Origin of the sequence: Nocardiopsis sp. CC223A, from assembly GCF_030766825.1 — a bacterium.
GTDB lineage: Bacteria > Actinomycetota > Actinomycetes > Streptosporangiales > Streptosporangiaceae > Nocardiopsis.
In genome coordinates this window covers 44,252-68,784 of the sequence record NZ_JASFDV010000015.1, presented here as the reverse complement: position 1 = coordinate 68,784, position 24,533 = coordinate 44,252, and the positions used below count along the sequence as shown (strand labels likewise).

Annotated in this window: 16 protein-coding genes; 6 read left to right on the top strand and 10 right to left on the bottom strand. The window is 72.1% G+C overall.

Annotated elements, in window-relative coordinates:
• The first annotated feature begins 41 nt into the window (after positions 1–41).
• On the top strand, positions 42–821 hold the full coding sequence (locus QJS33_RS08560) for a tyrosine-protein phosphatase (RefSeq protein WP_306367333.1): 780 nt from the start codon (positions 42–44) through the stop codon (positions 819–821).
• A 50-nt stretch (positions 822–871) separates the two neighbouring features.
• On the opposite strand, the gene QJS33_RS08555 is transcribed toward QJS33_RS08560, so the two are convergent.
• Both QJS33_RS08555 and QJS33_RS08550 read right to left on the bottom strand, forming a co-directional pair.
• Positions 872–2,464 (bottom strand): hypothetical protein, encoded by a 1,593-nt coding sequence (locus QJS33_RS08555; RefSeq protein WP_306367365.1) that lies wholly within the window; start codon positions 2,462–2,464, stop codon positions 872–874.
• Between the two features lie 209 nt (positions 2,465–2,673).
• On the bottom strand, positions 2,674–2,973 hold the full coding sequence (locus QJS33_RS08550) for a hypothetical protein (RefSeq protein WP_306367332.1): 300 nt from the start codon (positions 2,971–2,973) through the stop codon (positions 2,674–2,676).
• 564 nt (positions 2,974–3,537) lie between these two features.
• Between QJS33_RS08550 and QJS33_RS08545 the strand changes: the two genes are divergently transcribed.
• Positions 3,538–5,577, top strand: coding sequence for a SpoIIE family protein phosphatase (locus QJS33_RS08545; protein WP_306367331.1), 2,040 nt, complete (start codon positions 3,538–3,540; stop codon positions 5,575–5,577).
• A 315-nt stretch (positions 5,578–5,892) separates the two neighbouring features.
• Positions 5,893–7,614, top strand: a complete 1,722-nt coding sequence (locus QJS33_RS08540; protein WP_306367330.1) for an RNA polymerase sigma factor — start codon at positions 5,893–5,895, stop codon at positions 7,612–7,614.
• Positions 7,615–7,894: 280 nt separating this feature from the next.
• On the opposite strand, the gene yaaA is transcribed toward QJS33_RS08540, so the two are convergent.
• A complete protein-coding gene (gene yaaA / locus QJS33_RS08535) occupies positions 7,895–8,719 on the bottom strand; it encodes a peroxide stress protein YaaA (RefSeq protein ID WP_306367329.1) in 825 nt (274 codons plus the stop codon).
• A 129-nt stretch (positions 8,720–8,848) separates the two neighbouring features.
• On the opposite strand from yaaA, the gene QJS33_RS08530 reads away from it, so the two are divergent.
• Positions 8,849–9,520 (top strand): GNAT family N-acetyltransferase, encoded by a 672-nt coding sequence (locus QJS33_RS08530; RefSeq protein ID WP_306367328.1) that lies wholly within the window; start codon positions 8,849–8,851, stop codon positions 9,518–9,520.
• An 81-nt stretch (positions 9,521–9,601) separates the two neighbouring features.
• Here the strand turns inward: QJS33_RS08530 and QJS33_RS08525 are convergent, their stop codons facing one another.
• Positions 9,602–9,808 (bottom strand): hypothetical protein, encoded by a 207-nt coding sequence (locus QJS33_RS08525; RefSeq protein WP_306367327.1) that lies wholly within the window; start codon positions 9,806–9,808, stop codon positions 9,602–9,604.
• 487 nt (positions 9,809–10,295) lie between these two features.
• Between QJS33_RS08525 and QJS33_RS08520 the strand changes: the two genes are divergently transcribed.
• Entirely contained in the window at positions 10,296–12,404 is a 2,109-nt protein-coding gene (locus QJS33_RS08520) for a type IIA DNA topoisomerase subunit B (RefSeq protein WP_306367326.1), read from the top strand.
• 434 nt (positions 12,405–12,838) lie between these two features.
• On the opposite strand, the gene QJS33_RS08515 is transcribed toward QJS33_RS08520, so the two are convergent.
• The 5 genes from QJS33_RS08515 to QJS33_RS08495 form a co-directional block, all read right to left on the bottom strand.
• On the bottom strand, positions 12,839–13,963 hold the full coding sequence (locus QJS33_RS08515; protein ID WP_306367325.1) for a PLP-dependent cysteine synthase family protein: 1,125 nt from the start codon (positions 13,961–13,963) through the stop codon (positions 12,839–12,841).
• Between the two features lie 75 nt (positions 13,964–14,038).
• Positions 14,039–14,365 (bottom strand): tetratricopeptide repeat protein, encoded by a 327-nt coding sequence (locus tag QJS33_RS08510; protein ID WP_306367324.1) that lies wholly within the window; start codon positions 14,363–14,365, stop codon positions 14,039–14,041.
• A 115-nt stretch (positions 14,366–14,480) separates the two neighbouring features.
• On the bottom strand, positions 14,481–15,011 hold the full coding sequence (locus tag QJS33_RS08505; RefSeq protein ID WP_306367323.1) for a carbonic anhydrase: 531 nt from the start codon (positions 15,009–15,011) through the stop codon (positions 14,481–14,483).
• A gap of 79 nt (positions 15,012–15,090) precedes the next feature.
• Entirely contained in the window at positions 15,091–17,577 is a 2,487-nt protein-coding gene (locus QJS33_RS08500) for a DNA topoisomerase (ATP-hydrolyzing) subunit A (protein WP_306367322.1), read from the bottom strand.
• A 188-nt stretch (positions 17,578–17,765) separates the two neighbouring features.
• A complete protein-coding gene (locus QJS33_RS08495) occupies positions 17,766–20,618 on the bottom strand; it encodes a glycosyl hydrolase (RefSeq protein ID WP_306367321.1) in 2,853 nt (950 codons plus the stop codon).
• Positions 20,619–20,895: 277 nt separating this feature from the next.
• On the opposite strand from QJS33_RS08495, the gene QJS33_RS08490 reads away from it, so the two are divergent.
• Positions 20,896–23,061: an ATP-dependent DNA helicase RecQ gene (locus tag QJS33_RS08490; RefSeq protein ID WP_306367320.1), complete on the top strand. Its 2,166-nt coding sequence runs from the start codon at positions 20,896–20,898 to the stop codon at positions 23,059–23,061.
• A 371-nt stretch (positions 23,062–23,432) separates the two neighbouring features.
• On the opposite strand, the gene QJS33_RS08485 is transcribed toward QJS33_RS08490, so the two are convergent.
• Positions 23,433–24,368, bottom strand: coding sequence for a carbohydrate kinase family protein (locus QJS33_RS08485; protein WP_306367364.1), 936 nt, complete (start codon positions 24,366–24,368; stop codon positions 23,433–23,435).
• Positions 24,369–24,533: the final 165 nt, after the last annotated feature.

The window sequence follows — 24,533 nt, the reverse complement described above, 5'->3', positions numbered from 1 at the left end:
GGGCTCGGGGCGCCGGGGAGGCGGTCGGTATCGTCGCTTTCGTGACGAACAACGGCTTCATCCTCTCCAGCGCCCCCAACTTCCGCGACCTCGGCGGCCACCGGACCGCCGGGGGAGGCACGGTCCGCCACGGCATGCTGTACCGCTCCGACGCCCTGCACACCATCTCCGAGCCGGACCTGCCCGTCTACAACGGCCTGGGCATCCGCCAGCTCATCGACCTGCGCACCGCCCACGAGCGGGAGAGCCTGCCGGACATCACCCCGGAGGGCGCCGCCTACACCGCCATCTCGGTGCAGGACCCGACCGCGGCCGGGGCCAACTTCTCCCAGGCCCTGCTGGACCGCGAACGCGCCCGGGCCATGTTCGCCGACGGCGCCGCCGAGCGCTTCATGTTCGACGTCTACCGGGAACTGGTCACCGACGAGGCCGCCCTCACCGGTTACCGAGACCTGGTCGAGCTCGCCGCCAAGGGTCCCACCGCCCTGGTCTTCCATTGCAGTGCGGGCAAGGACCGCACCGGCTGGGGCGCCGCCCTGCTGCTCACCTTGCTCGGTGTGGACCGGGCCACGGTGATCGCCGACTACCTGGCCAGCAACGAGCGCCAGGAGAACACCGACAAGTGGATGCGCCGGCTGTCGGAGCACAGCGGCCTGGCGTGGGAGGAGGTCGCCCCGATGACCAGGGTGCGCGCCGAGTACCTCCGGGCCTCGTTCTCCCACATCGACGAGGTGTACGGCTCCTTCGACGGCTACGTCTCCGATGGCCTGGGCCTGTCCTCGGCCACGGTGGACGCCCTCCGCGCCCGCATGGTCGGCTGACCCGCCGCACACGGCCCGGAACGGCGTCGTCGTCGGAACGGTGCGGGTCCTCAGAGCGCGTCGAGGCGACGGCGCAGGTCGGTGCCGTCCGTGGCGGCGTCCAGCACGTCGCCCAGTTCGGCCAGGACCGAGGCCCTGTCCCGGCCCCGGTCGAGCAGCCGCCGGGCGGCCGACCACAGCTCGGCCGGACGCCCGGACCACAGCCGCTCGGCCAGCCGCTCGTGCCGGTCCAACGCCCGCTCCCGGCCCGGGTCGTCCCCGGTCACCGGCCGGTACCAGTGGTCCTGGCCGGTGGAGTGGCGGCCGGTGGGCGGGGTCGCGGCCTCGTACTCGCCGAAGTGGTCCAGCCGCAGCAGCGCCCGGCGGCCCCGCGGGGTCGCCGGGTCGAACTCCTCGGGGGCCCAGGAGATCAGGTCGCTGGCCAGCAGCGGGAACGCGAACATGCGCCGGGCCAGCGCCGAGAAGTCGCCATCGGGCAGTAATCTGCGCACCGCCTCCTGGCGCAGCCCCAGCGGCCGGGCGGGGTCCCGGTAGACCTTGGTGAACTCGGTGGTCGACTCCCACACGGCGTCCAGGGTCGCTCCCACGGCGACCTCGGGCAGGCCGGTGCGCGGACCGGCCCAGCGCACCCACGCCGCCAGCACGTGCGGCATGGCCTCCTGTTCCTCGGGCAGCAGCACCACCCGGCCCGGCAGCCAGCGCAGCAGGAACGCCTCCACCTTGCGGGGGCTCACCCGCGTCGGCCGCCCGGCGTCCACGTCGCAGCCGTAGGCGATGATGTGGTCGACGCAGCGGCTCGCGGTGTAGGAGTCCGACAGTTCGGCGGCCTCGTCGGAGGACAGGAAGCGGGCGGCCAGCACCGCCCGGCGGTCGCGACGCCACACCGGGACGCCGTCCTCCACGTCCCGGCCGAAGCGCTCCGGCAGTGTCCGCACTCGGGCGTTGGCCAGGGCGAAGTGCGCGGCCAGGGAGCCGCCCGCCAGGTCGGCGGCGGTCGGGCCGACCGGTGGCGGGGCGGCGCCGTCGCTCCCGCGCGTGATCACCTGTTCGGTCACGCGCAGGGCGCGGACCAGGCGGCTGCGTGCCTGGGCGGGCTCCAACTCGGCGAACCGGGTGAACTCGTCGGCGGCCGCCCGCTCCCGGCACCCCTGCAACAGCTTCTCCACCTTGGTGGTGACCCAGGCGTCGCGCAGCACGCCGCCGGCGTTGTGGTCCACCACCAGGATGAGCGCGTGCTCGGGGACGGTCGCGGCGCCGCGCTCCCCGCGGCCGAACACGCACACCACGTCGTCGGTGTCCCCGAACAGGTCGCTGTTGACATAGGCGCCCAGGGGCACGACCCGGCCCAGCTGGGACGCCCACTCGGGGACCTGGAGCCCCTGCTCGCGCAGCGCGATCATGCCCTGTTCGGCGAGGCGGCGCTGGCCGGGCGAGGTGCCCAGGGCGGCGACCGCGGCCAGCACGCCCAGCCCGGCGGGTTTGCCGGAGGCGGCGGCGTGGGTGATCAGCCCTTCGCCGAGTACCCGCTCGACGTCGAGTCCGGGCACGCGCTCGCCCCACCAGGTGCCGAGCAGTTCGCTGAAGGCCAGCTCGGCGTCGAGGGGGTGCCGCATGGCGAGCATCGCCCTGGCGGCGCGCAGCATCTCGTCGAAGGCGGCGCCGGGAACCGGTTCGGGGTTCGCGGATGAGGGAGGCGTAGGGGAGGGCACGGTCCGAGCGTATGACAGCCGGGGGCCCGGGATTCACGGTCCGGGGGTTTCGCCTGGTTCCTCCAGGAGTGTCCGCCGCTCCGGAAAGGGGTGGGCGGGGTGCGCCCGCCGGGGCGCGCCCCGCTCCCGGCGGACACGGCGGATCACCGCGGCCGGGGTATCACCCGGTGTCCGGCGAACAGGGTCGCCCCCTGGGCCCGGGAGGCCACCGTGGTCGCCTTGCGCGGGACCTGGGAGGGCGGTACCGAGTTGACCATCGCCTCCAGGTGCTCACGGGCCACCCGTTCGACGAGGTGCGGTGTGACCGCGATGCCCAGGTGTTCGACGCAGTTCCAGGTGTCACTGACACACCGTTCGACACAGCGGTGGGACAGACCGCTGAACTCGTCGTGCAGACGCGCCGAGATCCGTCGGAGATCCTGGACCGGGAAGGTCTGGAGCATTCTCGCTCACACTCCTGGTTGATGATGGCCTGGACGGTGACCTCCACCCATTCCACTTGTTCTGAGCGGGCTGTCAACCCCTGTCCCGGCACGCTGTTGATAAAACCTGGAGTGGCCATCGTTTACTCGCGCACCACCATCACCCCAGGTCAACAAGGCGAAAAGGACGTTTCGGGCATATAACGGAGCTGTTTCCAAGCTATGATCCCAAAGCGGACAAGTATCCCGATGCCTGGGAATTCGGCGGAAACCTCCTGGGGAAAACCAATGGTCTCCTCGGACGATGGCCGCAGGTGGCCTACTATTTACCTTCCCGTCCTCGCCCGTCCCGCTCACCGCGGGCCGTTGCACCCGGACGGGCGTGTCCTATGCTTGAGCCGTGACAGCGGCCGAGAGGAGTCGTGGGAGTGACTCCCGAGGGCCGTGGAACCCCCCGATCCCATTTCGGCACCGCGCCGCAGACCTTCACCACCCCCGGCGCGGTCCGATCCCCGGATCGACGGGGTCCGCGTGCTCGGTCGGTCGGGTCGGGAAATCCGAGGGTTTAGCGGAGGTGTCGAGCAGGTGAGCGCCGAGACGTCCATTCCTCCGCCCCGTTCCGACGGCGATGCCGTTCCGGGCGATGCGGTCCGTGCACTTCTGGACGATTCCCCCATCGGATTCGCCCTGCTGGATTCCACCGGGCGGATCGTCGCCGCGAACCGGCTGGTCGCCGAGGTGTTCGACTGCGCACCCGAGCCGTGCCCGGGGCACGACCCCGCCGAGCTGATGCGCGCCTGCGGCGTCCCGGCCGCCGGGACCGAGGCCGCCGAACGCGCCGAGGACCGGGTGGTCCGCGGCCGTCACCGCACCGACGACGGCCGGTTGTGGGACCTCACCTGGTTCCCCGTCGCCGACCCCGTCACCGGCGACTCCAGGCTGGCCCTCATCGCGGTCCGCGACGGCGGCGAGGTGCACCGCGAGGAGCAGCGCCTGCGCGCCCTGCTCCAGGTCGGCAACCAGGTCGTCTGGACCGCCGACGCCCGGGGCGAGGTGCACGAGGACAGCCCGCAGTGGCGCAACATCACCGGCCAGAGCACGCAGGACTACCTCGGCCGCGGCTGGCTCAAGGCCCTGCACCCCGACGACCGCGCCTCCGTCGAGCGCGCCTGGAACGACGCGGTCCTGGACGGCACCCCGTTCGACGCGCTGTTCCGGGTGCGCACCCGCTCCGGCGGCTACGACCACTTCCGGGCCCGGGCCAAGCCCGTGACGGAGGGCGGCGCGCCCGTGGAGTGGGTGGGCAGCCTCGTGGACGTCACCACCGAGCGCGAGGCCGACGAGCTGCGCCGGCGGCTCAACCAGCAGCTCAGCGAGGCGGCCATGCGCACCGCACGCCTCCAGCAGGCCACCTCCGACCTGGCCGAGGCCCTCACCGTCGACGAGGTCGTCGCCGCCATGTCCGAGATCGGCCGCTCCGGTGTGGGCGCCGACCACATCAGCGTGGTCCTGCTCGACCGCAACGGGGCGCGGCTGGACACCGTCGTGGCCGCCGGAGCCCACCCGCTGCCCCGCGGGTCCTTCCCGCTGGGCCACCCCGAGATCAGCGCCCTGGCGATCGCCGAGCGCGCCTCCCGCACCGCCGCCGACCCCGCCGAACTCGCCGCCCTGCTGGAGGACGCGCCCGAGGTCGAGGAACTGGTCCGCCTCACCCCCGAACGGGCCTGGGCGGCGCTGCCCATGATGGTGGCCGGCCGCCCCATCGGGGCGCTGCGCCTGGCCTTCACCGCACCGCGCGAGATCGGCGACGAGGAGCGCGTGTTCCTGGAGGCCCTGGCCGGGCAGTGCGCCCTGGCCATCGGCCGGGCCGCCCTCTACGAGCAGGAGCACAACACCGCCGAGGAGCTCCAGCGCAGCCTGCTCCCCGAGGAACTGCCCGACGTGCGCGGGGTGCGACTGGCCGCGTACTACCGCTCCGGCTCCCGCCACGTCCAGGTCGGCGGCGACTGGTACGACGCCTTCCCGCTGCCCGACGGGCGCATCGCCGGGGTGCTCGGCGACGTCATGGGCAAGGGCATTCCGGCCGCCGCGGGAATGAGTCGCATCCGCAACGCGTTGCGCGCATTGGCGTTCTCCATGCCGGAGCCCGCCGATGTCCTCACCGGACTGGACCGCATGTTCAGCGCCACCGAGGCCATGGACCAGGTCACCACCCTGGTGTACTTCGTCCTGGACCCGGTCACCGGCCAGCTCGACCTCAGCAACGCGGGGCATCTGCCGCCGCTGGTCGTCGCGGGCGGAGCCCGGCCCTCACTGCTGGACACCGACCCCGACACGCCGTTGGGGATCACGTCCGTGCGGGGGCATCACAAATTCTTCGTCCAACCCGGTAACACCGTGGCCCTCTACTCCGATGGACTGGTCGAGAACCGCAAACGGTCCGTCGACTGCGGGCTCGACGAGCTCGTCGACGTGGCGTCCTCGGCCCCGCCGGAAGTGGTGGGCGATCCACAGCAGATGCTGGAGTACCTTGTTGAGAGCATGCTCGAAGGGTATGAGCAGGACGATGACGTCACTCTGCTCGCCGTCCAGCTCCCGGTGATCGAATCCGTCGCGGACCGATGAGTCGCGTACGGAGGAGGCCACCGTGAGGAGGAGCGGTGGACCGTACGAACAAGTCCATTCCTTTGCCTACAGTGAAGAAGCCGTTCCGCCCCGCACGGGGATGATTCCGCGCAGCCGCCCGGAGAGCCGACCGCTCACCGTGCGTCTCCTGCGGGGAATGATCTCCGAGAGCGCATACGCTTGAAAGACAAACGGCTTCCCCGCCCCGGCGGGGACGATCCCAGGCCGCAGGCGGGAGAGGGCGCGGTGCCCGGTCCCGGCCAGGCGGACCACCGGGTCCGACAATCTCGCCACACGTCCGTTCGAGAGGTGTTTGTGTCATCTGCCAGTTCGACTCGCTCGAAGCAGTCCGAGTCACTGCAAGAGCCCGTCATTCAGCAGCTGATCGAGCGTGGGCGGTCCCAGGGCTATCTTGAGCCCGAGGACGTGCGCCGTGCCTTCGAAGAGGCCGAAATCCCGATGTCGCAGGCGCAGTCCGTGCTCCGCAGCCTCGCGAAGGAGGGCGTGACCGTACTCGTTCCCGAGTCGGCGTCCTCCCGGCGCAAGACCACGCGGCGCAAGACGGCGGCCACGCGGTCCACCTCGACCAGGTCCACCAAGGTCACCACGACCTCCACCACGACCCGGGCCGCCAAGCCGGTGCGTGCCGCGGCCGCCCAGGAGCAGCCGGAGACGGTCACCGCCGTCGTCGACTCCGCCGAGGCCGCCGCCGACAAGAAGGCACCCGCCCGCAAGGCCGCCGCCAAGAAGACGACGACCGCGAAGAAGCCCGCCGCGGCCGCCGCCAAGAAGACGGCCACGGCCAAGAAGGCCACCGTCGCCAAGGACCCCGCCGCGGCCAAGAAGACCGCCGGTCGCAAGACCGCGGGCAAGAAGGACCTGGAGCTGGCTCCGGAGGCGGACGCGGAGGAGTTCGACGAGGAGGACCTCGACGACGACCTCGAACACACCGGCGCCGAGCTGGAACTGGTCGAGGACACCGCCGAGGAGGCGCCGGAGAAGGACACCAAGCCGGTCCGTCCCGAGGCCGTCGGCTCCCCCGTCAAGACCGGGAACGAGGACGAGTCCTTCGTCCTGTACGACGATGACGACGACGCCCCCGCCGCCCAGGTGGTGGCCGCCGGCGCCACCGCCGACCCGGTCAAGGACTACCTCAAGCAGATCGGCAAGGTGCCGCTGCTCAACGCCGAGCAGGAGGTCGAGCTCGCCAAGCGGATCGAGGCCGGCCTGTTCGCCGAGGAGAAGCTCGCCGAGGAGTCCGACGGGCTCACCTTCGAGCTGCGCGACGAGCTGGAGTGGATCGCCGAGGACGGCGGCCGCGCCAAGAAGCACCTGCTCGAAGCCAACCTCCGCCTGGTCGTCTCGCTCGCCAAGCGCTACACCGGCCGCGGCATGCTCTTCCTGGACCTGATCCAGGAGGGCAACCTCGGTCTGATCCGCGCGGTGGAGAAGTTCGACTACACCAAGGGCTTCAAGTTCTCCACGTACGCCACGTGGTGGATCCGCCAGGCGATCACCCGCGCGATGGCCGACCAGGCCCGCACCATCCGCATCCCGGTGCACATGGTCGAGGTCATCAACAAGCTGGCCCGCGTCCAGCGCCAGATGCTCCAGGACCTGGGCCGCGAGCCCACCCCGGAGGAGCTGGCCAAGGAACTCGACATGACCCCGGAGAAGGTCGTCGAGGTGCAGAAGTACGGCCGTGAGCCGATCTCGCTGCACACCCCGCTGGGCGAGGACGGCGACAGCGAGTTCGGCGACCTCATCGAGGACTCCGAGGCGATCCAGCCGGGCGAGGCGGTCAGCTTCACCCTGCTCCAGGAGCAGCTGCACTCGGTGCTGGACACCCTGTCCGAGCGCGAGGCCGGCGTGGTCTCCATGCGCTTCGGCCTGACCGACGGCCAGCCGAAGACTTTAGACGAGATCGGCAAGGTCTACGGGGTCACCCGCGAGCGCATCCGGCAGATCGAGAGCAAGACGATGTCCAAGCTCCGCCACCCGTCGCGTTCCCAGGTGCTCCGCGACTACCTGGACTAGGGCGTCCCGAGTACGCCGTGGTCTGAAACGGACCGAACCCGTGTGCCCTCCCGTTCGCAGAACGGGAGGGCACACGGCTTGCGCGGTGCCTTCGTCGGTCGACGGGTGTGGCGACGCCCGCGTTCCGCACCGTCGGTCCGCGCGTTCCCACACGCGCGGACCGGACCGGGTACCGCCCGGCCGCGGTGATTCGATCCCAGGTGTGTTCCGTCGTCCATCCGACACCGCCCATGCTCGCGCAGCGCCTGTAGGTGCGGGATAAAGTCGCGACGTCGGCTCGTTATCCCACGCAGGGCGACATCGGGGCCCGGGCTCGGTCGCGCACGACCACGTCGAGGACCCGCGGGGCCCCGGGCTTCGCCTCCGGTGTCTCCACCGTGTGCCCCAGGTCCCGCAGCGCCGCGGCCAGCTCCGCCACGTCGGCCGCCTCGACCCCGTCGGCCAGCAGTGACCGGGCGATGTCGCCCCGGGTGGCCTTGGCCATGTGGCTGACCACCGAACGCTCGACCCGTCCGCCGACGACCTGTTCGCGCAGCACCCGCACCGACACCAGCCGCTCGGCGGCGGCGCCCCGGGGCCTGAACGCGGCGGCGTAGGTCGCCGACCGGCAGTCCACCAGCAGCCGGTCCGCGGCCAGCTCGCCCAGCGGGGCGGCCATGGCCTTGCGCCAGTAGGCGCCCAGCCCGCCCAGCGGCGGCAGCTTCACACCCATCGACAGCCGGTAGGGCGGCAGTGCGTCGCCGGGACCGACCACGCCCCACAGCCCGGAGAAGACCAGTACCCGCTCCCGGACGCGGTCCGGGTGCTCCCGGAGCAGCTCCGGCAGGCCCAGGCGGTCGTAGAGGACGCCGGTGTACAGGTCGGCGGCGCGCAGGGTCGGCGCGGTGGCCGCGTCCAGGTCCCGCTTGATCGCGTCGGCCTGCCCCGGGCTGAGCCCCAGCACCTCCAGGGCCGTGTCCTCCGGCCCGGAGCACAGCTCCTCCAGCGCCGCCAGGACCTCCCGGCGGGCGGGGGCCAGCGCGGGCAGTACCAGGGACTCCGGGTCCACGGCGGGTCCGGTGCCGGAGGTGGCCTTGCCCTCGGACGGCGGCAGCAGGATGAGCATGATCGAACGGTCTCCAGGTTCGGACGGGGTGGTCGGTCCACATGCTAGGTCGTCGGGATCGCCCCGGTGGCCGGAGCGGGGCCGCGGCCCGCTAGGATCGCCGCTTTCGGCGGTGAAGGGACGGCGGGCATGCACGAGTGGGCGGCGCGGGTGGCGCGGGACTGGCCCGCGTTCGAGGTCGTCGAGCGCGGCGGGTGGCGGTTCGGTACCGCAGAGGGTGTGACCAAGCGCGCCAACAGCGCCCTGCTCCTGGCCCCCGACGCGGACCCGGCCGGGGTCACCGCGTTCTACCGGGGGCGGGGGCTCACCCCCTGCGCCCAGGTGTGGCCGGGGGAGGAGGACGCGGACGCCCGCCTGGAACGGCACGGGTACGCGGTGGTGGAGCCCGCCCTGGTGCTGGCCCGGGAACCGCGGGAGCGCCCGGCGGCCCCCGGCACCACGGTGGTCGCCACCGCGCCCGGGGCCGACTGGCTCGCCCACGGTCCGGCCGGGGCGGACGTGATCGCCCGCATCCTGCGCGGGACCACCGCGCTGTACGGGACCGCGCCCGACGGTGCGGGCCGGGGCTGTGCGGTGCTGTCGGGTGGTTCGGCGGCGATCTGCGCCATGGTCACCGCCCCCGCCGCCCGGCGCCGGGGCGTCGCCTCGGCGATCCTGGCCGATCTGCTGGCGCAGGCCCACGACAAGGGCGCCACCGACGCCTACCTGTGCGTGGTGACGGAGAACACGGCGGCGCGCCGCCTCTACGAGGGCTTCGGGTTCGCCGAAGTGTCCGGGTACCACAGCCGCGTCCTGGCCTGAGGGCGGACCGGGGTCCGGGCACGCGACGGGCGGCGGCCCCCGATGGGGACCGCCGCCCGTGCCCGTGTCGTGTGACCGACGCTACTTGTCGTCGTTGAGCTTGTCGGTCTCATCCTGGATGTCCGAAGCGATCTTTCGGAGGGAATCGTCGTGCTTGCGCATGTGGTGCGCGCAGAACAGCAGCTCGCCACCGGAGTTCAGCAGCACCCGAACGTAAGCCTGTGCACCACAGCGGTCGCAACGGTCAGCAGCCGTCAGCGGCTGGGTGGGGGCAAGGGTTCCAGTCACTTCGCCATCCTCAATACTCGGCGTCGGTCACCTCAGACAACATCTAACCCGACCCAGACGTTCCCAACCCGGGGCCGTGTACGCCGACAGCGGAATCCGCCTGATTGGTGCCTGGATATCTCCCTTTGGGGCCTTTGAGGCCGCTCGTCGTTTCTACTCCTCGTTGTACCCCCTGAACGCCCGACGCATCCCCGGAAAAGGGGAGTATCCAGGTCGCATCCACCGGAGGTGGTAGTCTCGCGCGGGGCAGGACCCTGCCGACCGCCGTCACCCGCTCTCCGCGGTGTTCCCGGTCGCCGCGGACCCGCCCCGGGCGACCGTCCGGCACCGCTGCCGGACCCGTACGAACCCGCCCGAACCTCCCTCGGTGCACGAGGTGAACCGACCCGTACGCCGTGGCCTGGACCTTTTCGTCGGTGCGGCGCGGTACAAAGGGCACGCACCGTATCCGAGCCCCGATGGCCCTCAAGACGCAGGAGATGTCCGAGTGACCGCCTTGACCGCAGCCGTCCACGACCCCGAGGACTATTCCGCCCGACACCTGTCGGTCCTCGAAGGTCTTGAAGCGGTGCGCAAACGGCCGGGCATGTACATCGGCTCCACCGACAGCCGCGGCCTCACCCACTGCATGTGGGAGATCATCGACAACTCCGTCGACGAGGCCCTGGGCGGCTACTGCACGCGCATCGACGTCGTCCTGCACAACGACGGCTCGGTGTCGGTGGCCGACGACGGCCGCGGCATCCCCGTCGACATCGAGCCCAAGAGCGGGCTGTCCGGTGTGGAACTGGTCATGACCAAGCTGCACGCCGGCGGCAAGTTCGGCACCGGCTCCTACACCGCCTCCGGCGGTCTGCACGGCGTCGGCGCCTCCGTGGTCAACGCCCTGTCCGCCCGCGTCGACGTGGAGGTCGACCGCCAGGGCCACACCCACGGCCTCTCCTTCCGCCGCGGCATCCCCGGCCGCTTCGCGGGGGCCGGGCCCGACGCCGAGTTCACCGCCGTCTCGGGCCTGGAGCAGTTCCGCAAGATCGCGAAGAAGCTCACCGGCACCCGCATCCGGTTCTGGCCGGACATGCAGATCTTCATCAAGGGCGCCGAGATCGCCCGGGAGTCCCTGCTGGAGCGGGCACGCCAGACCGCCTTCCTGGTGCCGGGGCTCACCATCTCCGTGCGCGACGAGCGCGTGGAGGGCGAGGACCAGCCCTTCGAGGAGGAGTTCCGCTTCGACGGCGGAATCAGCGAGTTCTGCACCTTCCTGGCACCCGATGATGCGGTCAGCGACGTGCTGCGCATCCAGGGCAGCGGCAACTTCACCGAGACCGTTCCCGTGCTCGACGACGCCGGGCACATGGTCCCCGCCGACGTGGAGCGCCGCCTGGACGTCGACGTCGCCCTGCGCTGGGGCACCGGCTACGACACCACGGTCCGCTCCTTCGTCAACGTCATCGCCACCCCCAAGGGCGGCACCCACATCACCGGGTTCGAGCGGGCCCTGGTCCGGGTCATCAACGACCAGCTGCGCGCCGTCAAGCTGCTCAAGAACAGCGATGACCCCGTCACCAAGGACGACACCCAGGAGGGCCTCACCGCGGTCGTCACCGTCCGCCTGCCCGAGCCCCAGTTCGAGGGCCAGACCAAGGAGATCCTGGGCACCTCCGCGGCCGCCCGCATCGTCTCCCAGGTGGTCGGCCGGGAACTGCGCGAATTCCTCACCTCCACCAACAGGGCGGACAAGGCCAAGGCCCGCACCGTCATGGAGAAGGTGGTCAACGCCGCGAAGGCCCGCCTGGCCGCCCGCCAGCAGCGTGAGACCCAGCGGCGCAAGAACGCCCTGGAGAACTCGGCACTGCCCGCCAAGCTGGTGGACTGCCGCAGCGAGGGCCTGGACCGCAGCGAACTGTTCATCGTCGAGGGGGACTCGGCGCTGGGCACCGCCAAGCTGGCCCGCGACTCGGAGTTCCAGGCGCTGCTGCCCATCCGCGGCAAGATCCTCAACGTGCAGAAGTCGTCGGTCGCCGACATGCTCAAGAACGCCGAGTGCGCCGCCATCATCCAGGTGATCGGCGCCGGCTCGGGGCGCAGCTTCGACCTCGACGCCGCCCGCTACGGCCGGGTCATCCTCATGGCCGACGCCGACGTGGACGGCGCGCACATCCGCTGTCTGCTGCTCACCCTCATCTACCGCTACATGCGGCCGATGCTGGAGGCGGGCCGGGTGTTCGCCGCGGTTCCGCCGCTGCACCGCATCGAGCTCACCAACACCCGCCGCAAGCGGGGCGCCAAGCCCGAGGACAAGTACATCTACACGTACTCCGACGCCGAGCTGACGCGCACCCTGCTGGACCTGGAGAAGCGCGGCATCTCCTGGAAGGAGCCGGTGCAGCGCTACAAGGGTCTGGGCGAGATGGACGCCGACCAGCTGGCCGAGACCACCATGGACCCGCGGTACCGCACCCTGCGCCGCATCCGGGTGGAGCAGGCGGAGGAGGCCGCCAACGTGTTCAACCTGCTCATGGGCAACGAGGTCGCGCCGCGCCGCCGGTTCATCCAGCAGGGTGCCCAGGAGCTGGACGTCGCCCGCATCGACGCGTAGAGGCGTTGCTCTTCCGGACCTCCGCTCCGCTTCGGCCCGCCCGCCGCCACCCCCGGCGGGCGGCCCACCCGAACACGGTGTCGCGGTCGACGCCCGGGGATCGGGCGACCTCGGTGACACCGCCGCCATCGGCCATCCGTTCCAGGAACCGTGCTCGCAGACGGGCCGGTGCCTGCTTCGAGAACGACACGGTGGTCGCAACCTCCCCGAAGCCAGGGTGTCGCGACCACCGCTGGAACCCGAGGTGTCTCCCCCCGGGGCCCGGTGCCGTACCGGGGAAGCTCCTATAGATGTCAAGTGGCTTGTAGGAGCTGTTCTTCGGCCGCGCGTGTGGCGGCACCGCCCGGTGGGTCGACGATTCCCCATCAGGACAGCCGGGGCGTCAGCCAGGCGGCGGGTCAGACCCGCGAGCGGTGCCATCTACATCCTCACGGTCAGGCGGGCGGGGCCCAGACACCGTCGTCGAGGAAGCGGTCGATGGCGTCCCGGTACGGGGCGGGGTCCAGGTCGCGCTCGGCCACCCAGGCGTCGTTGTAGTAGCTGTGCCGGTAGCGTTCGCCGCCGTCGCAGATCAGGGTCACCACGCTGCCCCGACGGCCCTCTGCGCGCATTCGGGCCACCAGGTGCCACACGCCCCACAGGTTGGTCCCGGTGGAGCCGCCCGCCGACAGGCCGGTGCGGTCGTACAGGTGACGCATGGCGGCGATGCTCGCCGCGTCGGGCACCGGCATCATCAGGTCGATCACCGACGGCACGAAGCTCGGCTCCATGCGCGGGCGGCCGATCCCCTCGATGCGCGAGGGCATCCCCGTCCCGTAGTCCGCGGCGCCGGTCACCCACCCCGGGAAGAACGCCGAGTTCTCCGGGTCCACCACCGCCAGCCGGGTGTGCAGCCGCTTGTAGCGCAGGTAGCGGCCGATCGTCGCAGAGGTGCCGCCGGTGCCGGCGCCCACCACGATCCAGTCCGGGCACGGGTGCCGCTCCATCGACAGCTGCTCGAAGATCGACTCGGCGATGTTGTTGTTGCCACGCCAGTCCGTCGCCCGCTCGGCGTAGGTGAACTGGTCCATGTAGTGACCGCCGCTCTCCGCGGCCAGCCGCTCCGCCTCGGAGTACATGTCCGGCGGGGAGTCCACGAAGTGGCAGCGGCCCCCGTAGCGCTCGATCAGGGCGATCTTCTCCGGGCTCGTCCTGCGGGGGATGACCGTGACGAAGTCCAGGCCCAGCAGTCGCGCGAAGTACGCCTCCGACACCGCGGTGGAGCCGGAGCTGGCCTCCACGATCGTGGTGCCCTCCTCGATCCACCCGTTGGCCAGCCCGTACAGGAACAGGGACCGGGCCAGCCGGTGCTTGAGGCTGCCGGTGGGGTGGACCGACTCGTCCTTGAGGTAGAGGTCGATGCCCCACTCGGGGGGCAGCGGGAACACGTGCAGGTGCGTGTCGGCCGAGCGGTTCGCGTCCGCGGTCACCTTGCGGACCGCCTCGTCGGCCCAGGAGCGCCGCGAGTCGCTGCATCGGTCCACCCAGGGGGTGCCGTCGGGGTCTGTCGAAGGTGCCATGACCAGCAGGGTAGCGGGCACGTACGGCGAGACCCCCGGGACCGCACGTCCCGGGGGCCGTCTGCGCGGGCGGCCTCAGTCGAGCGAGCCGCCCGACATCACCGCGTGCATACGGCGGTAGGTGGCCGCCTCGTCGTGCCTGCTCTGGCGTTCCAGGGTGCGGGCGAGCGCGATGTGCGCCCAGTGGTCCACCGGGTCGAGTTCGATGATCCGGCGGAACGTCCGCTCCGCCTTGGTCAACTGTGCGGAGTGGAAGTAGGCGCGGCCGAGAAGCTCCAGCAGGGAACGGCTCTCGGGCTCGTCCTCCACCGCCGGTTCCAGGGTTTTGGCCGCGTAGATGGGGTCGCCCAGCTCCATGAACATGCGGGCGCGGTTGAAGATGTCGTACGTGCTCTCTTCCACGAGTGCTCCTCCCGGCGGCACGGGGGCCGTCCTCGGGTCAAACGGTCGGGGAGATGACCGCATTCCCCTGATTGATCCCCGGTCACCGGGGGCGCACACGCCCGTGAGCCCCCTCTCAGAGGTCGACGGGAGAGATCCGCCCGGTGTCCACGTCGTAGATCGCCCCCGCCACCGGCAGCCCGGCGGGCAGCAGCGGGTGGTGGCGGATGCGCTCCAGGTCGTGCCGCAGCGCCCCCAACTGGTCGTTGTCGGTGTGGAACTCCAGGCTGCGGGTGTCCACCCCGTACTCCTCCAGGATGGTGTCGTGCACCGCGTCGTCGCTGGGCACGGACGCCATCTTGCAGCGGGTGTGCGGCAGGACCAGCACCCGCTCCACCCCCAGCAGGTACACGGCCAGCACCAGGGTCCGCAGGGTGTCATCGGTGACCCGGGCGCCCGCGTTGCGCAGGATCTTGGCGTCACCGGGCTTGAGACCCAGCATGTCCAGCGGCTCGATCCTGGAGTCCATGCAGGTCACCAGGGCCAGACCGCGCGCGGCGACGGGCTTGAGCCCGGCCAGCGAATACCGGGACGCGTAGTCGTCGTTGGCGGCGATGACGTCGTCGAACGCCCCGCCCGCCGGGCTGCTCCCGCTGCCGTTGCCCATGAAGTCCCCCTCTTTCCGTGCTCAAGACGATGCCGTGCACATCGAACCAGGTCGATGTGCACGGCATGTTGCGGCTTCCTCAGGCCCCGGATCCCGGTGCCGTGATACCGAAGTCGGTTCGTCCACTCCCTACCGTAACGATCGCGCGCGGCAGAGCCTCACCCGACCCGTCCCGACGCTCGGTCGTGTCGGGCAGGCGCACCGGCCTGCCGTCGGCGCGGGCGGCCCGCGCCGGATTCCGGCCGATCCACGCCATGAGCAGGGTGTCCTCGCCCTTGAGGTAGCGGTGGCAGCGTACACCGCCGGTGGCGCGGCCCTTGGCCGGGTAGGCGGTGAACGGGGTGACCTTGGCCGCTCCGGCCTGGGTGCCCTCCAGCGCGTTGCCCGCACCGGACACGGTGACCACCACCGAGTCGTCGGGGCTGCTCACCGCGCCGAACCACAGCACGCGGGCCTCCTCCGGCAGGCGCACGCCCGCCACACCGCCGGCCGGGCGGCCCTGCGGGCGCACCGCGGAGGCGGGGAAACGCAGCAGCTGGGCCTCGGAGGTGACGAACGCCAGGTCCTCCTCGCCCGTGGACAGCTGGGAGACGCCGATGATCCGGTCGTCGTCCTTGAGGGTGATGACCTCGAAGTCGTCCTTGTTGGGCGGGTAGTCCGGGGCGACCCGCTTGACCACGCCGGCGACGGTGCCCAGGACGAAGCCGGGCCCGGAGGCGTCCATGGACACCGCCGACACCACCCGTTCGTCCCCGTCGAGCTGGACGAACTCGGTGACCGGCAGACCCGACGCCAGCGGCGGGGCCTCCTCGCCCTCGTCGGGCAGCTCGGGCAGCTCCACCACCGGGACGCGGATCATCCGGCCCAGGTCGGTGACCAGGCCGATGTCCGAACGGGAGGTGGTGGGCACCGAAACGGCGATCGCGTCGTGCCGCACGCGCAGCCCCTCGAACATGGGCGGCGGGGCGGCGCCCTTGCTGCGGCCGATCCGCCCGTCCACGTCCATGAGCACGTGGCAGGGCTGGTCGGCCATCTCCAGCGGGATCACCGCGGCGCGGGAGGCTCCGTCGCTCTCGCGCAGCTGCGTGCGGCGCGGGGTGGCGAACTTCTTGGAGACGTCGCCCAGCTCCTTGGAGACGACCCGGCGCAGCTTCTTGTCCGACTCCAGGATCGACGTGAGTTCGTCGATCTCGTTGTTGAGCTGGTCGCGCTCGGTCTCCAGCTCCAGCCGGTCGAACCTGGTCAGACGGCGCAGCGGGGTGTCCAGGATGTAGCGGGCCTGGACGTCCGACAGGCTGTAGGCCGCCATCAGCGACTCGCGGGCCGCGGTGGAGTCCTCGGCCTCGCGGATGAGCGCGATGACGCGGTCGATGTCGAGCAGGGCCACCAGCAGGCCGTCCACCAGGTGCAGGCGCTCGCGGCGCTTGCGGCGACGGAACTCGCTGCGGCGGCGCACGACCTCCAGGCGGTGGCCGACGTAGACCTGGAGGAGTTCGCGCAGGCCCAGGGTCTGGGGCTGGCCGTCGACCAGGGCCACGTTGTTGATGCCGAAGGACTCCTCCATCGGCGTCAGCCGGTAGAGCTCCTCCAGGACGGCCTCGGGGTTGAAGCCGTTCTTGAGCTCGATGACCAACCGCAGCCCCTGGGTGCGGTCGGTCAGGTCCTTCAGGTCGGAGATGCCCTGGAGCTTCTTGGACTGCACCAGCTCCTTGATGCGGGCGACGACCTTCTCCGGGCCGACGTTGTAGGGCAGCTCGGTGACGATCAGGCCGGTGCGCCGGGCGCTGACCTTCTCGATGGCGACGGTGGCGCGGGTCTTGAACGTGCCCCGCCCGGCCCGGTAGGCGTCGCGGATGCCGTCCAGGCCGACGATGGTGCCGCCGGTGGGCAGGTCCGGACCCGGGACGAACTCGGTGAGCTCCTCCAGGGTGGCCTCGGGGTGGGCGATGAGGTGGCGGGCCGCCGCGATGACCTCGCCCAGGTTGTGCGGGGCCATGTTGGTGGCCATGCCGACCGCGATGCCGGAGGCACCGTTGACCAGCAGGTTCGGGAAGGCCGCGGGCAGGACCTCGGGTTCGGTCTCCTGGCCGTCGTAGTTGGGCTTGAAGTCGACGACGTCCTCGTCGATGCCCGACACGAGCAGTTCGGCGGCCCGGTCCAGGCGGGCCTCGGTGTAACGCATGGCGGCGGGGGCGTCGTCGCCGCCCAGGGAGCCGAAGTTGCCGTGGCCGTCCACCAGGGGGACGCGCATGGCGAAGGGCTGGCTCAGGCGCACCAGCGCGTCGTAGATGGCGGAGTCGCCATGAGGGTGCAGGCGGCCCATCACCTCACCGACCACGCGGGCGCACTTGACGTGCCCGCGTTCCGGACGCAGCCCCATTTCGTTCATCTGGTACAGGATGCGGCGCTGGACGGGCTTCATGCCGTCGCGCGCGTCGGGCAGGGCGCGCTGGTAGATCACCGAGTAGGCGTACTCAAGGAAGCTGCCGCGCATTTCCTCCGAGACGTCGATGTCGATGATCTTCTCGGCGAGATCCTCAGGGGGGTGGGAAGTTGTACGGGCCATGTCCGTAATTCTGGCCCGAACCAGAGACTGAAACGTACACGGGCACGTGGTCGGGCGTGTGTGAGCCGCACGACTGATGGTTTTCGTCCGTGGTGGTGGGGTTTTATGACCCCCCGCACACGGGGGCGGCCCCGCTCCGGGAGCGAGCCGGAGCGGGGCCACCGGGGACGCCGGACGGCGTCCGCGCGTCAGTCGCCGAAGGGGACGGTCAGGGTGGCACCCCCGTCCGCGCCGGTCCGCACGGCGGAGTCGGCCGTGCCCAGGGCGCTCCAGATCCGCAGGCGCACGGTCCCGCCGTCGAGGTCGGCGAAGCCGCCGGAGACGGAGGACGGGCCCGACCCCTGCGTGTAGGACTCCCACCCGGTGACGTCGTTGGTGGCGAAGTAGGGGTAGGTCTCGGTCCGGTCGACGGTCCCGTCACCGTCGAAGTCGTACTCGACGCGCACCTGGACGGCGTTGGCGACCGAGTTCCCGGAGTCCACCGGCAGGGAGAAGGAGGTCCCCCCGCCGTCGAAGGATCCGCTGACACCCTCCAGTTCGAGCACCACCGCGTCCGCGGGCGGGGTGCCGTCGCGGTTGACCCCGCCGGCGTCGGGCACCGTGATGGCGCCCTCGGAGCCGGGGGGTTCGGTCGACAGGGCCGAGCCGCTCGGGTACAGCACGCCGTCGCCCAGGTCACCGTCCCCGGGGTCGGGGTCGCCCGGGTCGCCCCCGCCGCCCTCGCCGACGGTGGAGGCCAGGGCGCCCGGGGCCACCTCCAGTTCGGTGCCGTCGGAGAACGTGACGGTGATCGGTGAGCCGCCGGGGTTGAACGCGGTGTAGGCACGGCCGTCCCCGTCGGAGAACACCGCGTAGTGGGCGGTGTCGGCCGTGACGGAGGTGTCCACGGTGCCGACCTCGGCCAGCGTGGAGATCCACTGGTAGGTGTGCGCCTTGGAGCCGCCCGCCTCCGGTTCGTAGGTCTGCCACTGCGCCTCGAACATGTCCAGCGCGGCGTCGCCGTCCGACAGCGCCCGGTGCGCCCAGTGGATGTCGCGCCAGATGTCGGGCTCGCGGCCCAGGCGGTCCACGAGGGAGTCGTACATCGCCCCGGCGTGCGCGGGGTCGTGACCCAGGTAGAGGGAGCCCGCGGTGATCGGCAGGTAGTTGATGCCGTAGTGCTCCTCGTCACCGCCGTCCCACCAGATGCGGTAGTCGCCGCCGTCGCCCCAGACCATGCCGACCACGTCGTGGTCGAACGCGTCGGGGAAGGTCTCCCCGCCGTGGTCCTGCCAGTAGCGGGTGACGGTGGAGGCCTGGGTGGTGTGCAGGAAGACGCCCAGGTCGCGCAGCTCGTCGTCGCCGGTCAGCGCGCCGAAGAGGGCGGTGGAGGAGGCGAAGTGCATGCCTTCGGAGGAGGACTCCTGGTTGTTGCCCGCGGCGAACCCGGCGTGGCCGGAGGCCCAGCCGTGCCCGGCGTAGGGGGAGAAGGAGCGCAGGCGCGGGAAGAGGCCGTCCTCGGTGGCGGCCACGTCGTCGATGACCATGCGCACCATGCCGCCCCAGGCGTCCTCGGCCGCCCAGCCGCGGTCGTAGCGGGCGATGGTGGCGGCGGCCGATACCAGGTAGCCGTAGTGGAAGTCGTGGTCGTTGAGCTCGGTGGTGGCGCCGAAGCTGTCCGGGTAGCCCAGGAGCGTTCCCCAGTCGGCCTCGTAGTGCAGACCGCGGTCGCCTCCGGCGGTCAGCCAGTCCTCGACACGCCCCTTGAGCAGGCCCAGGAGCTCGTCGCGGGCCTCGGTGTACCCGATGGAGTCGGCGATGGGCACCAGCTGGGCCAGGCGCCCCATGGCCTTGCCGTCCCAGTAGGTGTCGCCGGGGGAGGGGAAGTGCGCGTCCTCGTCGAGCACCTCGTCGATGAGCAGGCGCAGCCGGTCGTGGTCGGCGGAGTCGACCGTGGGCAGGCTCGGCAGGATGCCCTGCGCGGTCAGCTCCGTGGTGAAGGAACCGCCCAGGGCCACGCGCATCTCCCCGCGCGGGGAGGCGTAGGACAGGCCGGCGACCTCGTCGTCGCTGTTGTCCCAGTGGTGCGGGTACATCGCCAGGACGGTGCCCTCGGTGCCGCCCTCCAGCGCCTCGGTCTCCACCCGGTAGGTGCTGGTGAGGGTGGCGGCCGCCTCGTCGTAGTCGTACTCGACGACGGAGCCGGTGACCGCGGAATGGGCGTAGGGGGCGAAGTCGTCCAGCGCGTCGGGCGAGGGCAGCAGGGCGACGGAGTAGTGCCCGCCGTCCCCGGTGGGCGCGGTGAAGGTGTTCCCCGAGCGGGACCACGGGGATCCGGTGGGCGAGAACAGGGCGTAGTGGTTGCCGTTGACGGTGGCGCCGACCGTGGAGCCGTCCTCGTGCCAGACGTCCGGGGAGCCGGTGAAGGCCACCTCGGCGTCGCCGCCGTCGGTGCGGGCGTGCGCGAAGGGCAGGCCCTGGCCGATGGTGACGTCCAGGGTGGGGCCGCCCGACCAGCGGGCGGTCACGGTCCAGTCGCCGCTGTCGGCGACCCGGGTGTCGGGGGAGTCCAGGCCGACGGCGCCCAGGGAGAGGTCGGCGGTGTGCGGGAACTCGTACTTGAGGCCGTCCGCGACGAGTCGGGGCTCGCGGGGGTGGCCCATCTCCAGGCCCTCGGCGTGGGGCCGGTAGGTGGCCGGGTGGGCGTAGAGGTTCTCGCCGTAGGGGTTGTCCGGGTAACGCTGGAAGATGAGCGAGGACCACCACTCGTTGGTGGGCGCCGGTCCTTGGAAGTCGCCGGTGACCTTGGGGTCGACCGGTGCCCCGTTGAGGTCGGAGGGGCCGGTGGCGCCGGCGGGGAGGGCGTCGTCGTAGCTCCCGGAGCCGACCGGGACGAGGGCCGTCGCCGCGGCCGCCGGGGTCGCGTTCGGGCCGGTGGCGAGGGTGGTGACGGTGAGGGCGGTCGCGCCGCCGATCGCGAGCGCCGCCAGGACGGCGGCGGTGCCGCGGCCGGGGGACCGGCGGGAGGGGGTGGGGGAGGGGGGTGGGCGGTTGTCGTCCATCGGTGCGCCTCTCTGGGTTCAGCGGGGGGTTCGCACATGGGAGCGCTCCCATGCGTGAGGAACCGTGTTCAGAGTGTGCGCAGGGGAAGATGTGGGCGCAATGGAGGAAACTTTGAAAGTTTCTGTTTTGTTACCGTTGTCGACTCCCGGGTCCGTTCGGGGACCGGCGCCCGGCGGGGTTCGCGCCGGAGGCGTCCGTTGGGGGGACGGGTGACGTGGCGGGTGCGCGCCTGTGGACAACGGCCCGGACGTCGGCCCGCTCTGGTACGAAGGAATCATGGCCACCACCCCTGACCCCACCCTCACCACCGACCCCGCCGCCGGGGAGCTGCGCGAGCGCGCCGAGGCGCACCTGCGCGCCCTGGCCGGGGACTCCGCCCGGCTGCGCGAGGACCAGTGGACCGCGATCCACGCCCTGGTCGCCGACCGGCGCCGGGCCCTGGTCGTCCAGCGCACCGGCTGGGGCAAGTCGGCGGTGTACTTCGTGGCCACCGCGCTGCTGCGGGCCCGGGGCGCGGGGCCCACCGTCATCGTCTCGCCGCTGCTGGCCCTCATGCGCAACCAGATCTCCGCCGCCGAGCGCGCGGGCATCCACGCCCGCACGGTCAACAGCGCCAACACCACCGACTGGCAGGCCGTCTACGCCGACGTGGCGGCGGGCGGGGTGGACGTGCTGCTGGTCAGCCCCGAGCGCCTCAACAACCCCGAGTTCCGCGAGCGGGTGCTGCCCGAGCTGGCCGCCGGGGCCGGACTGGTCGTCATCGACGAGGCCCACTGCGTCTCCGACTGGGGGCACGACTTCCGCCCCGACTACCGGCGCATCCGCTCCCTGCTGCTGGACCTGCCGGACGGCGTGCCGGTGCTGGCCACCACCGCCACCGCCAACGAGCGCGTCACCCGCGACGTCGCCGAGCAGCTGCGGGCCGGGACCGACCGGGACGAGACCCTCGTGCTGCGCGGCGCCCTGGACCGGGAGAGCCTGCACCTGTCGGTGGTGGACCTGCCCGAGCCCACCGACCGGCTGGCCTGGCTGGCCGATCGGCTGCCCCGCATCCCCGGTTCCGGGATCGTCTACACCCTCACCGTCGCGGCCGCCGAGGAGACCGCCCGGTTCCTGGCCGAGCAGGGCATGGAGGTGCGCTCCTACACCGGGCAGACCGACCCGGACGAGCGCCGCGCCGCCGAGGACGACCTGCTCGCCGACCGGGTCAAGGCGCTGGTGGCCACCAGCGCCCTGGGCATGGGCTTCGACAAACCCGACCTGGGGTTCGTCGTGCACCTGGGTGCGCCCTCCTCGCCGATCTCCTACTACCAGCAGGTCGGCCGGGCCGGGCGCGGCGTCGAGCGGGCCGAGGTGGTGCTGCTCCCCGGGCGCGAGGACGTCCGCATCTGGGAGTACTTCGCGAGCCTGTCCTTCCCGCCGGAGGAGACCGTGCGCCGCACCCTCGACGCGCTGGCCGAGGGCGGGCCGCTGTCCGTCGCCCGCCTGGAGACCCGGGTGGACCTGCGCCGCAGCCGCCTGGAGCAGATGCTCAAGGTCCTGGACGTCGACGGGGCGGTACGCCGGGTGCGCGGCGGCTGGGAGGCCACCGGGCGGCCCTGGTCCTACGACACCGAACGCTACGAGGCGGTCGCCAAGGCGCGGGAGACCGAGCAGCGGGCGATGCTGGACTACATCGCCCTGGACACCTGCCGGATGGAGTTCCTGCGCCGCCAGCTGGACGACCCGGCGGCGACCGCCTGCGGGCGCTGCGACAACTGCACCGGCCGCACCTGGGAGACCGGGGTCGACCCCGGCCGCCGGGAGGCGGCCGCCGCCCACCTGGACCGGCCGGGCGTGCTCATCGAGCCGCGCCGCCAGTGGCCCACCGGCATGGACACCCTGGGGGTGTCGCTGTCGGGGCGGATCAAACCCGAGCTCCAGGCCGCGCCGGGCCGTGCCCTGGGCCGGTTCACCGACATCGGCTGGGGGACCGAACTGCGCGCCCTGCTCGCCGAGGGCGCCCCGGAGGCCCCGGTGAGCGACCACGTCCTCCAGGGGCTGGTGCGCGTCCTGGCCGCCTGGGACTGGGACCGGCGGCCGGTGGGCGCGGTGGTCATGCCCTCGCGCACCCGACCACGGATGATCAACGACCTGGCCGGACGCCTGTGCGCTCTGGGCCGCCTCGCCCCGGTGGGCTCCCTGGCCTACGCCACCCCGGAGGGCCCGGGGGAGCGGCGGCACAACAGCGCCATGCGCCTGGCCCAGGTGCACCGGGCCCTGGTCCCGGCCCCCGGCCTGGCCGAGGCCCTGGCCGACCTCCAGGCCGCGACCCCGGGTCCCGTCCTGCTCATCGACGACCACACCGACACCGGATGGAGCCTCACCGTCGGCGCCGCGATCCTGCGCGAACTCGGCGCCCCCGCCGTCCTGCCCCTCACCCTCGCCACCACCGGCGGCTGACCCGCGGCACCGGGCGCACCCACCGACAGCACGCCGACGCGTGCGGCCGCGGCCGTCCGTCACGCGGTCCCGGTCCCGGGCGCGTGTTCGGTCGCCCGGGTGCGCCGGTACCGGGTGCGTCCGGCCTGCGCCGGGCCCCCTGCCTGGCGCGTGGCGGGCAGCCCGCAACGGCCGGCAGCGGCGCAGCCCCTCCCCGCCTCCCCGTCGCGTCCCGCCTCCCCGTCGCGTCCCGCCTCCTCCGTCGCGTCCCGCCTCCTCCGTCGCGTCCCGCCTCCTCCGCCGCGTCCCGCCTCCTCCGCCGCGGGTCCGGACACGCGAACGGGGCCCGGCCGCGGCCGGGCCCCGTTCGCGGAACGTCGCGGGGGTGCGGGTCAGCGGATGCGCTGGCCGCGCGGGGCGCCGCGCCGCACCGGCTGGCCGTTGCCCAGGTCCGGGCGTGCGCCCGGCTGGTGCAGGGCCCGTGCCGCCAGACGGTGCGCCCGTGCCAGGGCCTCCTTGGGGTGGCGGCCCGCCAGCCACGCGGGCAGGAAGCCCGCGATGAACGCGTCGCCCGCGCCCACCGAGCCCGGCGAGGGCTCCACCTGGTCGGCCGGGGCCCGCACCACGTCATCGCGGGTCTTGGACGCCCACAGGCCGCCCTCCTCGCCCAGCTTCAGCACCACGTTCGGGAACCAGGCGGTGAGCACCTTGGCCGCCGCATCCGGGTCCTCCCGGCCGGTCAGCACCTTGGCCTGGGCCAGGTTCGCGAACAGCAGGCGGGCGCCCTGCGTCCAGTCCAGGAAGTTCTCCGCGCCGGCCCGCTCCAGCGGGGCGTGCGAGCCGCCGTCCACCGAGATGGACATGCCGCTCTCGCGCGCCATCCGCAGCGCCACCCGCGCCGCCCGGCGCGAGTCCGCGTTGATCAGCGTGTAGCCCGACACGTGCAGGTGCCCGTCCGGGCCGAACACGTCGCGCGGCAGGTCCTCGGGCTGAAGGCGGGCGTTGGCGCCCGGGTCGCTCAGCATCGTCCGGTCGCCCCGGTGCGTGATCATCACCACGCAGGTCCCGGTCGCGACCTCGGGGTCCATCACCATCCGCGAGTCGAGCCCGTAGCCCATCAGCTCCATCTCGCGGGTGCGACCGGTGATGTCGGAGCCGCGCCGACCCACGAACGTGGTGTCGGTGCCCTCCACCGACAGCCAGGAGGCGATGTTGGCCCCCGATCCGCCGCCGTACATCACCACCGACGCCGGGGTGTCGCTGCCGCGGGCCAACGGGTGGAACGCGCGCGCTACGGCGTCGGTCATCAGATCACCGATCACGACCACTCGTGTCATATCGCCAGCCACCACCGAGTCATGAGAATTCGTGCCCGCTCGACGTTAACAGGTGAATCGTCAGCGGTGTGTAACGAAGTGACGGCACCCCGGACACGCGCTGATTCGGGAACCTCGTCCCGGAGCCGAGCCCCGTGGGCAAGCGTATCCGGCCAT